At 40.3% G+C, this 16,177-nt stretch carries 22 protein-coding genes; 15 read left to right on the forward strand and 7 right to left on the reverse strand.

Annotated features, from left to right (window positions below):
- Positions 1 to 2: 2 nt before the first annotated feature.
- From CUU64_RS06155 to CUU64_RS06190, 9 genes are all read left to right on the forward strand, one after another.
- Positions 3 to 281 (forward strand): YokU family protein, encoded by a 279-nt coding sequence (locus CUU64_RS06155; RefSeq protein WP_257985456.1) that lies wholly within the window; start codon positions 3 to 5, stop codon positions 279 to 281.
- A gap of 113 nt (positions 282 to 394) precedes the next feature.
- Positions 395 to 586 carry a hypothetical protein gene (locus tag CUU64_RS06160; RefSeq protein ID WP_101632379.1) on the forward strand — a complete coding sequence of 64 codons (192 nt, stop codon included), beginning with the start codon at positions 395 to 397 and terminating at the stop codon, positions 584 to 586.
- Positions 587 to 682: 96 nt separating this feature from the next.
- Complete coding sequence (locus CUU64_RS06165) at positions 683 to 901, forward strand: YozE family protein (protein WP_101632380.1); 219 nt, start codon at positions 683 to 685, stop codon at positions 899 to 901.
- Positions 902 to 1,029: 128 nt separating this feature from the next.
- Positions 1,030 to 1,749, forward strand: a complete 720-nt coding sequence (locus CUU64_RS06170; RefSeq protein WP_101632381.1) for a hypothetical protein — start codon at positions 1,030 to 1,032, stop codon at positions 1,747 to 1,749.
- Positions 1,750 to 1,816: 67 nt separating this feature from the next.
- Positions 1,817 to 1,987 carry a YozD family protein gene (locus CUU64_RS06175; protein WP_101632382.1) on the forward strand — a complete coding sequence of 57 codons (171 nt, stop codon included), beginning with the start codon at positions 1,817 to 1,819 and terminating at the stop codon, positions 1,985 to 1,987.
- Positions 1,988 to 2,134: 147 nt separating this feature from the next.
- Positions 2,135 to 2,302, forward strand: a complete 168-nt coding sequence (locus tag CUU64_RS21875; protein ID WP_180954477.1) for a hypothetical protein — start codon at positions 2,135 to 2,137, stop codon at positions 2,300 to 2,302.
- Between the two features lie 15 nt (positions 2,303 to 2,317).
- Positions 2,318 to 3,109 carry a serine/threonine protein kinase gene (locus CUU64_RS06180; protein WP_101632383.1) on the forward strand — a complete coding sequence of 264 codons (792 nt, stop codon included), beginning with the start codon at positions 2,318 to 2,320 and terminating at the stop codon, positions 3,107 to 3,109.
- 5 nt (positions 3,110 to 3,114) lie between these two features.
- The gene (locus CUU64_RS06185) at positions 3,115 to 3,885 is read left to right on the forward strand and encodes a sporulation protein (protein ID WP_101632384.1); all 771 of its coding nucleotides are present in this window, start codon (positions 3,115 to 3,117) and stop codon (positions 3,883 to 3,885) included.
- A gap of 191 nt (positions 3,886 to 4,076) precedes the next feature.
- Positions 4,077 to 5,009 carry a manganese-dependent inorganic pyrophosphatase gene (locus tag CUU64_RS06190; RefSeq protein ID WP_101632385.1) on the forward strand — a complete coding sequence of 311 codons (933 nt, stop codon included), beginning with the start codon at positions 4,077 to 4,079 and terminating at the stop codon, positions 5,007 to 5,009.
- Between the two features lie 68 nt (positions 5,010 to 5,077).
- Here CUU64_RS06190 and CUU64_RS22495 read toward each other — a convergent pair whose 3' ends face one another.
- Positions 5,078 to 5,200, reverse strand: a complete 123-nt coding sequence (locus tag CUU64_RS22495) for a hypothetical protein (protein WP_233522550.1) — start codon at positions 5,198 to 5,200, stop codon at positions 5,078 to 5,080.
- Between the two features lie 208 nt (positions 5,201 to 5,408).
- Between CUU64_RS22495 and deoD the strand changes: the two genes are divergently transcribed.
- From deoD to CUU64_RS06205, 3 genes are all read left to right on the forward strand, one after another.
- Positions 5,409 to 6,113, forward strand: coding sequence for a purine-nucleoside phosphorylase (deoD, locus tag CUU64_RS06195; protein WP_101632386.1), 705 nt, complete (start codon positions 5,409 to 5,411; stop codon positions 6,111 to 6,113).
- Between the two features lie 44 nt (positions 6,114 to 6,157).
- Entirely contained in the window at positions 6,158 to 7,624 is a 1,467-nt protein-coding gene (locus CUU64_RS06200) for a lmo1851 family serine protease (protein WP_101632387.1), read from the forward strand.
- Between the two features lie 161 nt (positions 7,625 to 7,785).
- Positions 7,786 to 8,709 carry an LCP family protein gene (locus CUU64_RS06205; protein WP_101632388.1) on the forward strand — a complete coding sequence of 308 codons (924 nt, stop codon included), beginning with the start codon at positions 7,786 to 7,788 and terminating at the stop codon, positions 8,707 to 8,709.
- Positions 8,710 to 8,880: 171 nt separating this feature from the next.
- On the opposite strand, the gene CUU64_RS06210 is transcribed toward CUU64_RS06205, so the two are convergent.
- A complete protein-coding gene (locus CUU64_RS06210; protein ID WP_101632389.1) occupies positions 8,881 to 9,663 on the reverse strand; it encodes a carbon-nitrogen family hydrolase in 783 nt (260 codons plus the stop codon).
- A gap of 105 nt (positions 9,664 to 9,768) precedes the next feature.
- On the opposite strand from CUU64_RS06210, the gene CUU64_RS06215 reads away from it, so the two are divergent.
- The gene (locus CUU64_RS06215; protein WP_101632946.1) at positions 9,769 to 10,944 is read left to right on the forward strand and encodes a pyridoxal phosphate-dependent aminotransferase; all 1,176 of its coding nucleotides are present in this window, start codon (positions 9,769 to 9,771) and stop codon (positions 10,942 to 10,944) included.
- 249 nt (positions 10,945 to 11,193) lie between these two features.
- On the opposite strand, the gene CUU64_RS06220 is transcribed toward CUU64_RS06215, so the two are convergent.
- Positions 11,194 to 12,048 (reverse strand): DUF421 domain-containing protein, encoded by an 855-nt coding sequence (locus CUU64_RS06220; RefSeq protein WP_101632390.1) that lies wholly within the window; start codon positions 12,046 to 12,048, stop codon positions 11,194 to 11,196.
- Between the two features lie 118 nt (positions 12,049 to 12,166).
- Positions 12,167 to 12,415 carry a DNA alkylation repair protein gene (locus tag CUU64_RS06225; RefSeq protein WP_101632391.1) on the reverse strand — a complete coding sequence of 83 codons (249 nt, stop codon included), beginning with the start codon at positions 12,413 to 12,415 and terminating at the stop codon, positions 12,167 to 12,169.
- Between the two features lie 441 nt (positions 12,416 to 12,856).
- Here CUU64_RS06225 and CUU64_RS06230 point away from each other — a divergent pair, with 441 nt between their 5' ends.
- Positions 12,857 to 13,330 carry a FixH family protein gene (locus CUU64_RS06230; RefSeq protein WP_101632392.1) on the forward strand — a complete coding sequence of 158 codons (474 nt, stop codon included), beginning with the start codon at positions 12,857 to 12,859 and terminating at the stop codon, positions 13,328 to 13,330.
- Between the two features lie 397 nt (positions 13,331 to 13,727).
- On the forward strand, positions 13,728 to 14,420 hold the full coding sequence (locus CUU64_RS06235) for a CAP domain-containing protein (protein WP_101632393.1): 693 nt from the start codon (positions 13,728 to 13,730) through the stop codon (positions 14,418 to 14,420).
- A 208-nt stretch (positions 14,421 to 14,628) separates the two neighbouring features.
- On the opposite strand, the gene CUU64_RS06240 is transcribed toward CUU64_RS06235, so the two are convergent.
- From CUU64_RS06240 to CUU64_RS06250, 3 genes are all read right to left on the reverse strand, one after another.
- A complete protein-coding gene (locus tag CUU64_RS06240) occupies positions 14,629 to 15,108 on the reverse strand; it encodes a hypothetical protein (RefSeq protein ID WP_101632394.1) in 480 nt (159 codons plus the stop codon).
- 2 nt (positions 15,109 to 15,110) lie between these two features.
- Positions 15,111 to 15,587 (reverse strand): Hsp20/alpha crystallin family protein, encoded by a 477-nt coding sequence (locus CUU64_RS06245; RefSeq protein WP_180954478.1) that lies wholly within the window; start codon positions 15,585 to 15,587, stop codon positions 15,111 to 15,113.
- 95 nt (positions 15,588 to 15,682) lie between these two features.
- Positions 15,683 to 16,165 (reverse strand): Hsp20/alpha crystallin family protein, encoded by a 483-nt coding sequence (locus tag CUU64_RS06250; protein ID WP_101632396.1) that lies wholly within the window; start codon positions 16,163 to 16,165, stop codon positions 15,683 to 15,685.
- Positions 16,166 to 16,177 lie beyond the last annotated feature (12 nt).

The raw sequence follows: 16,177 nt of genomic DNA on the forward strand, positions 1-16,177 counted from the left end.
TGATGGAAATCTGTCCATGGTGCGAACAAGGAACGCTTTCAGATATTTTCGATACGGTTTACTGGGAACTCCCAGACGGGACAAAAGCCATCGAAATAACAGATACACCCTCAAAGCTGTGTGGAGGCTGCAGTGCGAGGTTTCAGGCAGACGACATTGTAAAAGAAATAGAGGACCAGCTATTTCTAATTAATACATCACAGCTGGGCAAGTCTATTTCTTTTGAACAACTGATGAAGGTCGAGCGATTGTTAAAAAGAAATTATTTTGATTTTTCTTAACTGTGGCCAGTTGCGAATTGGTTTCACAAATTGTTCATGGTTCCTCCGGCTTCCCCTATCCTTTTTTATTACAATAAAATGAAGAGAGCTATGGGGATAAAGGGGAGAGTCGAATGTATTTTGTGCTTGTCATTATGATGGTTTCCTCGCTTTTTGTGCTTTTCCTTTGTGGATATTACGTTGGCGTCATAAAGGAAAAGTACGGGGGGAACTGGCTTTATGCCGTACCGGTAACAGTAGCGATTTTAATGGTTAATATTATCTGGGCACTGATGGAGATGTCGAAATCTGGAAGATGGCAATAAAAATTAACCCGAAAAGGGTTTTTTTTATTTATTTTTCCGAAGAGATCATTATAATATAACGGAAAGTCCATGTGTGAATTTTCGAGGGGGATATCTTTGAAACCATTCTACCATTTTTTAATGAGGTACCGTCAGCCCAAAGATATGGATGACATTACAGCTTTTGCTAACCATGCCTATGAAGATCATGGTTTTCCGAAGCAATCTTCAAGCTATGACGAAATCAGTCGTTACCTGGAAATGAACGGCGATTATCTGGAAAATATGGCTGTTTTCGATCAAGCGTGGGACCTATATCTTCAGCACGAAGGATAAGCCTGTACAATTTGTATAGGCTTTTTTCTTGTTCTTGACATGGTTGGCTTTTGTGTTAACCGGTATATTTCAAACTGCATATACTATGGTAATTATACAAAAGGACCATGCCTAAGGGGATGTCTCGAATGGGAAAGAAAAAAGAACCAAAATTCAAGAAAGGTGATACTGTGGTCATTACAATGTATGGAACGGTCGGAAAAGTAACGGACGTACAGTACATCGATGGCACTTATGTGTATGAAATAAACCACAGTAAAGGCTTATACCTAGAAAGTACGCTGCAGCATATCCATGAATACAAAGGCGAAGTGCTATCCAACGATAGAGAACAGATTGATATTGAATACCAATTTTTCTTTGGCGACTTGGTCCAGGTCGAAGGGTATGGCAATGATTATTTTAAGGTGATTGGATTTCGCACGGAAATTTGGCGTTATAAGGAAAATGCTTGGGAAGATGTCATCTATGAATTATCCAGAATATCGGATGGAGAGTGGCTTGAAGCACATGAGGAAGAAATGACCTTGATCGCCGACGCGGAAAGGGCGGATAAAATTATACAAAAACTTGGGCTGCTCCATCCGATGAATAAAAATACAGGAAAGAAAGAGGGTGCCAGCCAGTCAAAGGCTCTGCCCCGCCTGGATGAAAAGCAAAGGCTTGAAGCGATTGCAGAGAAAAAACAACTCATCGATGGACTGCTAGACTTATATAATGATTACTCAACTCTTTATCAAATCTTCCAAGACGAGGAGTATAAGCATGTAATGAATTTGGCAATCATGAAAATAAAGAAATTGGCGGAGGATCTTTACCCCAATGGCAAAAAGAATCTGCCCAATTAATATGAGATACAAGCAAGGAATAAATGGCTGCCTTCTTTCATACATCTTTAAATAAGGGGGCGATGACATGCGGGAAATAGAAGTCTTTATAGATACAGAAGAAATTGCTGAATTCTTTTTTCAGGCTCTTATGAAGCGAGGGTATATCCCTACAGAAAATGAATTGGAAGACCTAGCCGATATTACATTTGATTACTTGATCGAAAAATGCATCATCGACGAGGATACTGATGAATAATCGGCATCAGGCCGCATACTTGCCCTTGGCAAAATTAGCGGGGAAACACGGCGGAAATCCGCCGTTTTTATTTTGGCCAAAAAAAATCTGAAACCTTTCGGGTACATGTTTCGTAAGAAGTAGTAACACGAAAAGGAGGGTATTTACATGCTAAAAAAACTAATCAAGAATTTGTTCAACGGCGGACATTCCAAATATAAACATTCAAGCAGCGATTGGAAGCATAGACCAATGAAAAACCATCAGCACCATGGATACAAACATTATAAGAAAAAGGGGTTTTTTACTTCTTCAAGAAGCTTTTTCAGCAGTTGATAAAGGAGTATACACATGGTGTTAAGGCGGATGGCAAATCCGATTATTGACTTATTTTTTAAGCGTACCTTTTTTAAAAAGGAAAAATGGCAGTTCGTTAAAAAAATAGGCAGTGGCAGCTATGGAACCGCATATTTAATAAAGGATCCATCACTTGATCAGTTATATATTTTAAAAAGGATGAATCTTCATAAGCTGAACTCAGTGGAGGCAAGGGATGGTTTTCAGATTGAAATAGAATTGCTATCCGAACTCACTGATCGTGCTTTTCCTGAAATTATTGAAAAAGGGAGTTTCAAAGGAACACCTTATTTCGTAATGGGATATAAAGCAGGTAAAACGTTTGAGCAATTAATTTTCTACGAGGGAGAAGTATTTAGCGAGCAAGAGTCCTTTACCATTGCTTCCCGACTACTTACTAAGCTGTTAGTTCTTCATGAAAGAGGCATCGTCCATCGCGACCTAAGAATTCCCAATGTCCTTGCAGCAGGGGAAAACCTTTCTATTATTGATTTTGGCCTGGCACGCAAACTTGGGCAAGGGGAAACAGAAGCAGAAGCGGAGCATCCTAGAAAGCGAGTTCATTTTACAAGTGATTTATATTCCCTGGGCCATTTTCTGTTATTTCTTCTTTATTCAGGTTATAAACCCGGCTTTAAGAAAGAAAGGACATGGGAAGAAGAACTGGAGGTCCTTCCTGATTCGAAAAGGATTATCAGGAAATTGCTTATGAGTGATAGGCCATATGGCAGCAGCATAGAAGCGTTAGAGGATATAAAAAAACATATAAAAAACCAATGGGAGTGAAGGGGATGTCAGTATTTAACAAAGTGTTAGCAAGCATTGGTATTGGGAATGCCCAGGTGGATACAAAACTGGCAAAGGATACATTCTGTCCTGGGGACATCGTCATGGGCGAAGTCGTCATTAAAGGAGGAAGCGTCAGCCAGAAAATCGATGAAATATATCTGACATTACACACATCCTATGTGAAAGAGCATGATGATAAAAAATATCTCCAGATTGCGACAATCGAAAGGATTAGGTTGAACGCACCGTTTGAAATCTCCCCGAATGAGAGGACGGAAATTCCTTTCAGTATGCAACTTCCTAATGAAACCCCTGTCACCTATGGAAAGACAAAAGTTTGGATTTCTACCGGGCTTGATATAAAAAACGCCATTGATCCTAAGGATGAGGATTTTATCCGTATCGAGCCGAACAGCCTTGTGCAATCTATTATTTCAGCTTTAGACGAGTTGGGATTCAAATTAAGGAATGCTGATTGCGAGGAGGCCCCATATAGATTCCGAAACCGGATGCAGTTTATCCAGGAATTTGAATTCGTTCCGTATTCCGGTGACTATCGAGGTAAATTAGATGAACTCGAAGCCGTTATTTTTATGAAAAACAAAGACGAGGCCGAAGTTTATTTTGAAATTGACAGAAAAGGAAAAGGGTTAGCGGGGCTGTTCGCCGAAACGTTGGAAATGGATGAGACAAAGGTGCGCGGGATTATTTCATTCTCGGATATTCCTGTGATGGCGAAGAAATTAAATGGGATTATCGAACGCTATGCTTAAAAAGTAGAGTATATGTCGGTACCGGCCCTGGGGTCGGTATTTTACCATTTCTCCTATTAAATCCTTGTTTTTGTATATTCAGAAATTGAAACCAGAAGAGTTTATGATAAAATGATGATAGGAATGTGGTGTCCGTAGTTTAACTACTAACGGTTCCCATTAAATATTTATCCACGACCAAGGAGAGAATCATGGAAAAAGTTTTAGTCTTCGGACACAAAAACCCAGACACTGATACGATTTGTTCAGCCATTGCCTATGCTGAATTAAAAAGGAAAATAGGCATGAATGCAGAACCTGTCCGATTGGGGCAAGTGAATGCCGAAACACAGTATGCGTTGGATTACTTTAAGGTAGAAGCGCCACGTTTTGTGGAAACCGTGGCAAATGAGGTTAACGGAGTTATCCTGGTTGACCATAACGAACGCCAGCAAAGTGCTGAAGATATTGACAAAGTACAAGTGCTTGAAGTAATTGACCATCACCGCATCGCGAACTTTGAAACTAGCGATCCTTTATATTACCGTGCTGAACCGGTTGGTTGTACTGCAACCATATTAAATAAACTGTACAAAGAAAAAGGTGTTGAAATTACGAAGGAAACGGCAGGTTTGATGCTGTCAGCAATCATTTCCGATTCCTTGCTTTTCAAGTCCCCGACATGTACGGAAGAAGACATCCAGGCAGCGCGTGAGCTGGCGGAACTTGCAGGGGTGGACAGTGAAACATTCGGTCTTGAAATGCTAAAGGCCGGTGCAGACCTTAGCGAAAAAACTGTTCAAGAATTGATTACGCTTGATGCAAAGGAATTTTCAATGGGAGATAGCAAGGTTGAGATTGCACAGGTTAATGCTGTCGACACAAATGAAGTCCTTACCCGCAGGAGTGAGCTTGAGGATGTAATTTCATCCAGGATTGAAGAAAAGAACCTCGATTTATTCCTCTTTGTCGTAACGGATATCTTAACAAATGATTCAATCGGCCTTGCACTAGGAAAGGCTGCTAATGTTGTAGAGAAAGCATACAATGTACAACTCTCTGATAACACAGCCGTATTGAAAGGTGTCGTATCACGTAAAAAACAAATCGTTCCTGTATTAACAGAAGCTTTTCAATCACTTTAATATTTATAAGCGTGGAAACACCGTTGCCTAAAGCATCGGTGTTTTCCATTTTGTTTTAGACTGGTTGGTTATGGCTTTCTTCTTTTTGCCGAATATTCTTTTGCATGTGCTTCATGCTCCGCAATGATGGCTTCCGGCGGTATATGATTATTTTTTTTTGGGGTTAAGCGGTTCCTGTGTTTTTTTCCCATGCTGTCCTCCTCTGGACCCTTTTTGGCGATAAGTTGTTTGTGCCCAGGGATCTTCTCCCCTGTTAATAGCTTGGGGTGATTCAGCAAAAACTAAACAGAAAACGAACGATAGTGAAAGGGTTCTTTTTACCAAACATGGGGACAATTATGTTATAGTGAAAAAGGATGACACGGTATCGTGTCACCCACTTAATAGGAGGTATGGCAAATGAGTGTGCATATTGGTGCAAAGGAAAATGAAATAGCCGAAACGGTGCTGCTTCCCGGAGACCCGCTTCGTGCAAAATATATTGCTGAAACGTTTTTGGAAGATGCAAAGCTATATAACGAAGTCCGTAACATGTTTGGATACACGGGTACATATAAAGGGAAGCGAATTTCTGTGCAAGGGACTGGCATGGGTGTTCCTTCTATTTCCATTTACATTAATGAGTTAATGCAAAGTTACAATGCCCAGAAGCTGATTCGGGTAGGGACAGCCGGAGCGATCCAAAAAGATGTAAAAGTCCGGGATGTAATTCTTGCGATGAGTGCATCGACCGATTCCCAAATGAACCGTCTCACGTTCGGCGGCGTGGACTATGCACCAACAGCGAGTTTCGAATTGCTCAAGAAAGCTTATGACGCGGGCGTATATAAAGGCCTGCATTTAAAGGTGGGAAATGTATTTACTGCCGACCAATTTTATAACGATAACAGTGAACTGGAAAAGTGGGCGAAATATCAAATCCTTGCCATTGAAATGGAAACAGCCGCGTTATACACTCTTGCGGCCAAGTTTGGACGCCAAGCGCTGTCGATATTGACGATAAGCGACCATGTATTGACCGGAGAGGAAACAACCGCTGAGGAAAGGCAAACTACATTCAATGAAATGATTGAGGTTGCGTTGGAAGCAGCTATTCAGGAATAAATAAAGCTTACTGATAAGCGTGCAGTGAAAGTGGTGAATTGTTAGTGGAAGAGGAAAAAAAACACCAGGAGCCAAACGAAGCTTCTAAATTCATAAGGATAAAGAAATTCCCATTTATAGTAGGGGTTGTATTGCTTATAGTGGTTACAGCTGGCATTACTGCAATGGCCCTATCGTTTGGTGATGATCAAGTTCAATCTTTCACCCCGGTAGCTGCGAACGAACGGGATGAATTTGAAAAATTATATTCAACGTATGACACATTAAAGAAGAATTATTATAAAGAAGTCAATGACACAACACTGGTGAATGGGGCCATAAACGGAATGCTTGAGTCATTGGATGACCCTTATTCAGATTATATGAATGAGAAAGAAGCAAAAAGCTTTCATCAAAGCATTTCATCCTCGTTTGAGGGAATAGGGGCAGAAATTCAGGAACAGGATGGACGGATCATGGTCGTATCGCCCATCAAAGGCTCGCCTGCCGAGAAAGCAGGAATCAAGCCAAATGATATCATTTTAAGTGTAAATGGCAAAAGTTTGCATGGGTTGAGCTCATCTGAAGCTGTTACGCATATTCGCGGGAAAAAGGGCACGAAAGTAGAATTAATGATATCTCGCGGCACGTCCGAACCGATTAAGATCAGAATTGTCCGCGATACGATACCAATCGAAACTGTCTATGCAGAGATGCTGCCTGACGGGATCGCTAAGGTACAGGTTACGAGTTTTTCTGAAAATACCGCCAAAGACCTGCGCACCGCTTTGGAGGATATGAAGGAAAAAGGCATGAAGGGGTTGATTCTGGATCTTCGTGGAAATCCTGGAGGCCTCCTTGACCAGGCTATGGAAATTTCCAGCATGTTTATTCCCGATGGAGAGGTCATCCTGCAGGTGGAGGACCGGGCAGGAAAGAAAGAAGTCATTAAATCGGAAAATGACGGGGAATTGAAGAATCCTACGGTGGTATTAATAGATAAAGGCAGCGCCAGTGCATCTGAGATTGTTGCCGCGGCTGTTAGTGAAGCGGAAGGGATCAAGCTGATCGGTGAAAAGTCATTCGGGAAGGGAACCGTGCAAACGGCAGAAGACTTTAAAGACGGCTCTAATTTTAAGTACACTGCAGCAAAATGGCTCACCCCAAAAGGGAACTGGATTCATGAAAAAGGGATAAAGCCAGACATCGCTGTTGCCTTGCCTAGTTACGCCAATTTACTTTATATCTCCCCAGATAAGGAATTAAAGCAATCATCCTCATCAGCGGAGGTCAAATCAGCGGAGGAAATGCTAAAAGCAATCGGTTTTGACCCTGGCAATATAGATGGCTTTTACGACCAGGATACAAAAGCCGCGGTGACCAAGTTTCAAACAGACAACAAGCTTGAAGCCACCGGTATATTGAAAGGCAGCACTACCATGAAATTGATGGAGCAATTAAGGGAAAAAATTCATCAAAACGATACACAAGTGCATAAAGCAGTACAAGTTCTGAAACAGGAAATCAAATAAGTGCAAGGCCATTCCTTATTGGGAATGGCCTTTTTGCGGTCTCTATTATTTCTTAAATCCATCTACTTCAAAGGATTATATTCAGGGTGAAACCAAGGGGGTATATATCCCAGTAAAACGGGAAATGATATGGATACTTTTCCTAAGCTGAGGTGATCTTTATGAGATTACGTATATTTGTCATATTTGCCTACCTCTTGATTATCACGAGCTGTAGTAAATTACCGGTAGACGATAAGACAAAGCAAGAGGAATCCAATGTGGTCTACCCGGAACAAGTTGCAGGGGCAGACTCTGAAGGTCATTTGAAGCGTGAAAAAATCTACTTGTTGCTCGGAACAGATTCAAGAGGGGAGCCTGATTCAAGGTCGGATGCAATTCTGCTCGCTCGTTATGATAGTGCTGGCAATAAAATGAAGCTTGCTTCCATCATGAGGGACAGCTATGTGAAGATTCCTGGTTATAAAAACGGTTTTAATAAAATCAATATGGCGTATTATCTTGGTGGAAGCGAGCTGCTGAAACAAACCATTTATGAGAATTTCGATATTAAGCCTGATCATGTAGTTACAATTGATTTTGACGGCTTTATCCAACTAGTGGACCTCCTGGCACCTGAGGGAATAAAAGTAGATGTAAAGCCTGAAATGATTGAAGATATGAGTATCGAAACAGTACAAGGTAAACAGACTTTGCATGGGGAAGGAATTTTGAAGTACGTCCGTTTTCGCCATGACAGTGAAAGCGATTTTGGCAGGGTAAAGCGACAGCAGGAGGTACTTGTTCAGCTGAAGGATGTAATGTCGGAGCGCCTCTACTCAGTGAATGGGATCATCTCAATGCCATATATAATGAAAGAGGCTATCGCCTTGACTGAAACAGATATGGGCCTAAAGGAAATAGCGGAACTGGGATCCACTGTGCTTTTTCATCCAGTACAACATGTTAGCACGTTACGAATTCCTATTAAAGGAAGTTTTTCAGATCAATCCTTTCCTCATTCAGGGGCTGTACTTAAGATGAATCAGAAAGAAAATTCTCGGGCTTTAAGAGAATTTTTTGGAAAAGAAGAAGAGGATATGTGATAGGAGGAGGCTCGCTATTCGCTTATCCTCTTGCTTGATGACAAACCTTTTTGAGAATCGCTTTCATTTAGTGGAATACTATGGCAATAGCGTATAAACTTGTCAAGTAGGAAATGTAAAACTCTTCAACAGGCTAAGCGTTTTGAGATTCTATAAGATTAAAATATATTCTTAATAAAATTCGGGCCGACGATCCTGGAAAACCGGAATCATGTTCCGAACTTCGGATGTTTTATTAAAATCAATGTCGGCGGCCAAAATTTCTTCTTTTTCACCGGCTTCGCCTATGACCTCTCCCCAAGGGTCAATGATAAGGGAGTGGCCTGCGAATTCGTTTGCTGGGTCGCTTCCTGCACGATTCACTCCTATAACAAAGCATTGATTTTCAATAGCGCGCGCGATTAAAAGCGACCGCCAATGGGCAAGGCGTGGTTTGGGCCATTCAGCTACCACGAAAATAGCCTGCGCCCCTTTCGACGTATGGGTTCGGATCCATTCAGGAAAACGAATATCATAGCAGATAAAACCAGCCAACAGTATATCTTCCAAATGAAACAGGCCATCTTTCTGCCCGGGCTGAAGAAAATGGTGTTCATCCATTAACTTAAACAGGTGCAGTTTATCATACTCCTTCACCAGTTCTCCTTTGTTATTTACAATCAACAGTGTATTATAGACTCCCCCTTGTGTTTTTTTTGCGACGGATCCCCCGATAAGGTGCACCTTATATTTCTTCGCGCTTTCCTTAAGAAAACGAATTGTCCGTTTAGCCTCATGGTCCGCAATTTCGTCCAACCTGGTTAAATCATAGCCGGTGGTCCATAATTCCGGTAATACAATGACATCTGCACCGGTATTTGCTGCCTCCGACAATTTAGCTTCCACTGAACGGTAATTGGCATCCGGTTCGCCGAATGTTATATCCAGCTGAATACAGGCGATTTTCCATTTCATTTCTATCCCTCCATTATTTTCTTGAAAAAAGAGTTATATTATATTAGATTAACGATATATCAATTTTGGTTTAAATTTCAAGAAATTTCAGAAGTAGGTGAAAAAATGACATATTTCGAGAAGTCAGCTATATTACAAACACTCCCAAAACAGTTTTTTGCCTCGCTTGTTTCCAAGGTAGGGGAAATTTCAGCGGCGGGGCACGATGTGATCAATCTGGGCCAGGGTAACCCCGATCAGCCGACACCCGCACACATTGTTTCAAAGCTACAGGAAGCGGCAGAAAATCCCATCAACCATAGATATTCACCGTTTCAGGGATCACAATACTTAAAGGAAGCTGTTTGCCAGTATTACAAAAGGGAATTTGGCGTAGAGCTTGATCCAAACAAAGAGGTAGCGATCCTGTTTGGCGGCAAGTCAGGCCTTGTAGAATTGCCGCAATGCCTTTTGAATCCTGGTGATACAGTGTTGGTACCTGATCCGGGTTATCCGGATTATTGGTCAGGAGTCGTTCTTGCCCGTGCAAAAATGGAAATGATGCCGTTAAAAGAAGACAACGACTATTTGCCTGACTATGATGAATTGGATAAGGAAGTTTTGGAACAGGCAAAAATGATGTTCCTAAACTACCCGAATAATCCAACAGGAGCGGTTGCGACAGAGGAGTTTTTTATGGAAACGGTGGAGCTTGCAAAGAAAAATTCGATCTGTGTGGTACATGACTTCGCATATGGGGCTATTGGATTTGACGGGAATAAGCCGGTAAGCTTCCTGCAGATTGAAGGGGCAAAAGAAACCGGGGTTGAAATTTACACGCTGTCAAAAACATATAATATGGCTGGCTGGCGTGTTGGATTTGCCGTAGGAAACCAAAGTGTTATCGAAGCGATTGAGCTAATACAAGATCATTTATACGTAAGCTTGTTCCCGGCCGTACAGGAAGCGGCAGCAGAGGCCCTATTAGCACCGCAGGATTGTGTGATGGAATTAGTAACAACCTATCAATCCAGACGGAACATTTTTATTGGCGGGTTGCAATCCATTGGCTGGGATGTGAAGGCTCCTGCAGGATCTTTCTTTGCCTGGCTGAAGGTGCCAAAAGGTTACTCCTCCCAGATTTTTTCCGATTACTTGCTGAACCAGGCACATGTTGCCGTGGCACCTGGAATTGGTTTTGGGGAATTCGGGGAAGGATATGTGCGTGCCGGTCTGCTTACAACCGAGGAAAAGCTGTTAGAGGCTGTCCGCAGGATTGAAGCACTTGATATGTTTAAATAAGCCATAGTGTTGCCCAAAGTTTCCTCGAAACCCTCCCCTTTTTCTCATTGGGTGAAGGTGAAGGGATCTGGCCCGACAAAAGCCGGAAATCGACTATAAAACCATTTAGGATAGGGAAGAACTCTCCGTTCAGTCGAAAACGCCCATACTTAGTTCTATGGCTATAAAGGCAGAAAAATGTTAAGAAACTACATGAAAAATTTACAAAATCCCTGCCATTTTTAGCGGGGATTTTTATGCATACGGCTGTTAATTTAATTTCTTTTCATTATTTAGGTTCTGACTGCCTTGATTAAGTAAATCTATCGATTTTTGAAGGCTTTCCATTTTTTTAGCAATTTCGTTGATTTTTACTATGTCTTCATGAGAATTGAGAAATGAAGATGAAAGCTGTTGTCCGCGGGGGTTAGGATTTGTTCCTTTCTTATCATCTCTATAATCAATCCATACTTGACCGTCTGAATTGACTTGAAATAAGAAAATGTCATTTGCGTGTACCTGTTTTGATTTCAGCTGCTCATCAAGCCATTTTTTATCATATCCGGAATTCGAAAGAGCGTCTATGTCGATCTTTCCGTCAAAAATAACGGTATATAATTTTTTATTTTGTTCTATTGATAATCCAATATCTGCAGCTGTTAGTGGTTGTTTCTCTTTTTTTAATAGGACGCTAATATCACCACGTTCTTCCAAAATAGCTATTTCAACATCCTCGATATTGAACACATTTTTTTTTCGTAGCAGCGAGGAAAGTTCTTTATAAGTATACTTCTCTTTTTTTAAATTCTCTTCAAGAATTTTTCCGTTTTTAATAATAACTGTGTGTTTACCCTCAACGAAGTTACTGAATTTTCTGCTTCTTATTGAAATCCAGTCTACAATAAGCGTCATTAGGGTCAATAATCCGATACCGATCACACCATGCATAAGATGATTATCGAGCCCCATCATGATTTCAGCTGCTATGCTGCCTGTCGTAATTCCTGAAATGTATTCAAAATACGAAAGCTCTGATATTTGTTTTTTCCCCAGTATTTTCGTAAAAATGAAGAGTATCGTAATAAATAGCAAGGAACGGAGCAATACATCAAGCCAACTTATCATGAGGTGCACCCCCTTTCGACAAATTTACAAAAATTGTAGAAACCTATGTAAAAGTACGTAAAAGCAAGTTAAACTGAAGGTATAGGGATGGATGGCCGCATGCCATCAGCTTTTTTAACTACCTCATATTCATGGCCCCGAATGCAGAAAAGGTTCTTTCTTCTCCAATAGAACCACAGATGCCGCATTGTACTCGGAGATTCGGCCCTGTATACGGCAGATGGAACGGATCAAGTGCCTCATTTGTAAATTGCTGAAGGACTTCCCCTGTATTTGGGTCTTTTTTAACTGGGATGACAACTTGCTGGATTAAGTTAAATCTTGATTTATTCGTTTTACAATTCGGGCAACGATATACTACTGACACAATGATCACTCCTTTTTTAAGAATTATTTTTGCCAGGGAGACCAGGATTATGTACCATACGAGGAAAACGTGAAAGAATAGGCAAAGGGAAATGAAGATTCATAACGAAGGAGAATGATTGGCCATCTATCTACGTCTATGGAACAATAGATCAGTACAAACAAACTAACTGAATTTGACGGGATTTTGCGCCAGTTAATCCGCGAGGGAGCTTCTCGATGAGTATGCGTATCCACGTACATGGAGAACAAAACGTGAAAAGTTCTACCTTAATGTAAAAGAGACCTTCCATCAAGAAAGGCAAATTTGGTTTCTGTTTATGTAAAAATAATGGATGATTTGTGATCCTTAAAAATCATTCTGAATTATTTCCTCACTTATTCAATCTTATAGGATATGTTAATTAAGGGTAGGCAAGAAATCAAAAAGGGGTATATAGATATGAAGAAATGGTATGTACCGGCACTGATCATATGTGTTCTTTTGGGCGGTTGTTCTAAGGCAGTGGAAAAAGATGAGACCCCCAAAATGCTGAATGTAGATTTAAAGGTGAATCCAGAAACATCAAAACCTGGTGATCAGGTTCGTTTTGAAGCGAATGTGTCATACGGGAAAGAAAAAGTAGCTGATGCCGATGAAGTTACTTACGAGATATGGCGTTCTCAAAGTGAAAATCATGAAAAAATAGCCGCTCATAACGGAAAAAATGGTTTATATGACCTTGAAAAGTCATTTGACGATGAAGGCACATACTATGTATATGTACATGTGACAGCCAGAGGCATGCACGCAATGCCAAAAAAAGAATTCGTGGTTGGAACACCGAGCGAACCAGAAAAAGAGGGAAGCGGCAATCAAATGTTACACGGCAACCATCAGGAAAGTGAAGAAAAGGAACCCACGCATGGCCACTAGAATCCTGGAATTCCAGGATTATTTTAATGCCTCAATAATTTTACATACAATATTAATTTTGCTTAATGATTGTAATAACCTTGTAATGTATATTACAGAAGGCTAGGAGTTTTAAATATTGTCAATACTAGTTTACTAGTAGGTAGATGGAAACCAAGTATGGTGCCTGCCAGCTGTAGGAAAAATAAGTGAATCTATGAAATCATCCCCATAACTGCGATATCCCTTGTCCCCATAGCATTTTTTTATATATTAAAAGAAATTCGTGCATTTTCTTTTCCCCTGACGCAGACTCTTGAAACTTCATGGAAATTCATGGTCCCATTATTACAAAAAACGCATGTTATGATGATTTTGCAAGAAACAAACCAATAATTTTATGGGGAGGATCTAGTTTATGAAAAAGAAATTATTTCTATCAGCTGCTGCAGCTGCTGCAGTCATTCTATCAGGAGCAGGAGCAAAACAAGCCGATGCATCTACTATAAATTGCCAAGTTCAACCACAAGCATACCAGGTTTCTAACCAGCAAGAAGCTCAACAATTTGTAAATCAATACCTTTCAAACTTTACTAAGCAATTCCAACAATTCAATGTACCACAGCAACAACAAGTGCAAAAGCCTGTTGAACAAAAACCATCACAAACTGCCGCACCGCAAAAACCAGCTGCAGAAAAGCCCGCTAATACTTCAGCACCAACAAGCTCTGAAGTAAGCCAATATGAAAAGCAAGTTGTAGAATTAACAAATGCAGAACGTGCAAAACAAGGCCTTAAAGCCCTTCAAATTGACAATGAGTTAAGCAAAGTAGCACAAGTAAAATCTCAGGACATGAAAGATAAAAACTATTTTGACCACAATAGCCCAACTTACGGTTCACCGTTTGATATGATGAAGAAATTCGGTATCAGCTATAGCTATGCAGGTGAAAACATCGCCATGGGCCAAAAATCTCCACAAGAAGTTGTACAAGCTTGGATGAACAGCCAGGGACACCGTGAAAACATCATGAACCCTAACTTCACTCACATTGGAGTAGGACATGTCGCTTCAGGAAACTACTGGACTCAAATGTTCATCGGTAAATAATAAGTATTTCATTTTTAGACCAAACCTTCATTCGGTTTGGTCTTTTTTAGTGTAGATAGGAAGCATAAATCTTTTTGCCATTATAAATAAGTAGACAGAACTCTCAGGTCTTCGCCTTTATGACCGTTGTTGTGGACCTTTTAACATTTCTGTTTCACTTTTACGTTGGTCCAAGTTGTATTTTTTATTTTTCCTATAATCCAATATATTATTCCTTCCTTGGCTGAAGTTTGATTTCAGGAATATCAGAAATTTTTTCGTGTAATTTTGACATCATTTTTTCCGCTTTTTCCGCTTTTTCCGTTTTAATTTCACCTTCATGACTGGTTCCGATATTTAATTTGCCTTTTAGTTCCTGAATGCCGAGCTGTCCGAAATTGTTACTATACTCCAGCTTTTGAACTACTATTTTGTCTACCCGCAACTGTTCTATTATAATTGGCGGATTTTTAGCATCTGAGAGCCTTAAGTCTTTTTTATCACTTTTTGGTGGACTGGTGATTTGTTGCTGTAATGTCAATTCCAGTTCATCCTTTAGTTGTTTAAAAAGGGAGGAAGCAGATTCATCACTGATTTGTGATAAGTTGGTCTCTATTGTTTTTAGTGTTTTTTCAATCAAATTAATTCTTTTATCCATATTTTCCCTTATGGGTTCCTTTTTAGTAAAGAAACGTCTAATTGGCGTCATGATTAAACATCTTGCTGGCTAATGTCAATCTGGACAGGTTCATCTTCCCTAACTGGATAAGAAACGATAATGAGGCCATGCTGGAATCTAAATTGCGGCTTTTCAATTTCCGGCAAATAAGGAAGTTTAATTTTTCGTTCGAATTTCTGGTTTCTTCTTTCCTTTACGTAATAATGGATACCTTCCACAATTGTTTTTATATTGCCGCTGACCACCAATGTATCCTCTTGTATGGATAGCTGAATTTCTTCCGGCCGCATTCCTGGTATTTCAATTATGATCCAGATTATTCTGTTATGAAGATACATATCGTAAAGCGGCCATTCGGATACCCGCTGTTTCGGTCCTTGGAAAAAGGATTGATCAAACTGATTTGGGGCCGCATCGGCATTTTTCTGGGAAAAAACCTGTCTCCAGAATTGTTCTGACTGATATGATTGCGACAGTTCGATCCATTGTTTAAGTTTCTCCATATCCATAATGGTGCCACCTTTCAGTTTCTTCGTGCTTATAGTATATTTTGGCAAATGCATTTTCAGAAGAAGTACAAAGCTAATTACGGGCAAACGTTAGCCTATATTTCTGTAACATCAATTTGGGAATATTGAAAATCAGTATTTTTCACTAGCCGAATTTCAAGTGTGTCATCTTTGTATTTCGCAGTAGAACCTTTTTTCTTCACAATCGCCGGTAGGGTGATGACATGTTTATCCTCTTGGTCTGGGATCCCCTCAATGATGGATTGGTTGGTAGTATGAAAAATCTTAACTTGTTTAACCCATTCAGGATCTTTAATGGGAACTCGTACGTATACTTCTGAATGGGTTTCGAAAACGTCGGCATTTAACGGGTGATTATTTCGCTTACTGTTTTGGACATTTTGTTTAGAATTTTGAACACCCTGGTTGGTATGCTGATCCATCATTTGCTGTAGGTTGTCGGGGATGACCTGGGAAACTACCTGGTTAATAAGAGACTGGATATCAAAAGGGAATGACTTTGGCAAATTGTCGCGATTATTTTTAAGAAAAGGGAAAAGAAAATTCCATGGAAACATTTTGCATTCCTC

The sequence above is a fragment of the Bacillus sp. V5-8f genome (assembly GCF_002863565.1).
Taxonomy (GTDB): domain Bacteria; phylum Bacillota; class Bacilli; order Bacillales; family DSM-1321; genus Peribacillus.

Bases quoted from the DNA above. Each gene is read 5' to 3' on its own strand.
- CUU64_RS06185 (WP_101632384.1), top strand. From the start codon at position 3,115: ATGTCAGTATTTAACAAAGTGTTAGCAAGCATTGGTATTGGGAATGCC.
- CUU64_RS06190 (WP_101632385.1), top strand. From the start codon at position 4,077: ATGGAAAAAGTTTTAGTCTTCGGACACAAAAACCCAGACACTGATACG.
- CUU64_RS06245 (WP_180954478.1), bottom strand. From the start codon at position 15,587: ATGGATATGGAGAAACTTAAACAATGGATCGAACTGTCGCAATCATAT.
- CUU64_RS06250 (WP_101632396.1), bottom strand. From the start codon at position 16,165: ATGTTTCCATGGAATTTTCTTTTCCCTTTTCTTAAAAATAATCGCGAC.
- CUU64_RS06160 (WP_101632379.1), top strand. From the start codon at position 395: ATGTATTTTGTGCTTGTCATTATGATGGTTTCCTCGCTTTTTGTGCTT.
- CUU64_RS06215 (WP_101632946.1), top strand. From the start codon at position 9,769: ATGACATATTTCGAGAAGTCAGCTATATTACAAACACTCCCAAAACAG.
- CUU64_RS06180 (WP_101632383.1), top strand. From the start codon at position 2,318: ATGGTGTTAAGGCGGATGGCAAATCCGATTATTGACTTATTTTTTAAG.
- CUU64_RS06175 (WP_101632382.1), top strand. From the start codon at position 1,817: ATGCGGGAAATAGAAGTCTTTATAGATACAGAAGAAATTGCTGAATTC.
- CUU64_RS06205 (WP_101632388.1), top strand. From the start codon at position 7,786: ATGAGATTACGTATATTTGTCATATTTGCCTACCTCTTGATTATCACG.
- CUU64_RS22495 (WP_233522550.1), bottom strand. From the start codon at position 5,200: ATGGGAAAAAAACACAGGAACCGCTTAACCCCAAAAAAAAATAATCAT.
- CUU64_RS06235 (WP_101632393.1), top strand. From the start codon at position 13,728: ATGAAAAAGAAATTATTTCTATCAGCTGCTGCAGCTGCTGCAGTCATT.
- CUU64_RS06155 (WP_257985456.1), top strand. From the start codon at position 3: ATGGAAATCTGTCCATGGTGCGAACAAGGAACGCTTTCAGATATTTTC.
- deoD (WP_101632386.1), top strand. From the start codon at position 5,409: ATGAGTGTGCATATTGGTGCAAAGGAAAATGAAATAGCCGAAACGGTG.
- CUU64_RS06170 (WP_101632381.1), top strand. From the start codon at position 1,030: ATGGGAAAGAAAAAAGAACCAAAATTCAAGAAAGGTGATACTGTGGTC.
- CUU64_RS06240 (WP_101632394.1), bottom strand. From the start codon at position 15,108: ATGACGCCAATTAGACGTTTCTTTACTAAAAAGGAACCCATAAGGGAA.
- CUU64_RS06230 (WP_101632392.1), top strand. From the start codon at position 12,857: ATGAAGAAATGGTATGTACCGGCACTGATCATATGTGTTCTTTTGGGC.
- CUU64_RS06210 (WP_101632389.1), bottom strand. From the start codon at position 9,663: ATGAAATGGAAAATCGCCTGTATTCAGCTGGATATAACATTCGGCGAA.
- CUU64_RS21875 (WP_180954477.1), top strand. From the start codon at position 2,135: ATGCTAAAAAAACTAATCAAGAATTTGTTCAACGGCGGACATTCCAAA.
- CUU64_RS06220 (WP_101632390.1), bottom strand. From the start codon at position 12,048: ATGATAAGTTGGCTTGATGTATTGCTCCGTTCCTTGCTATTTATTACG.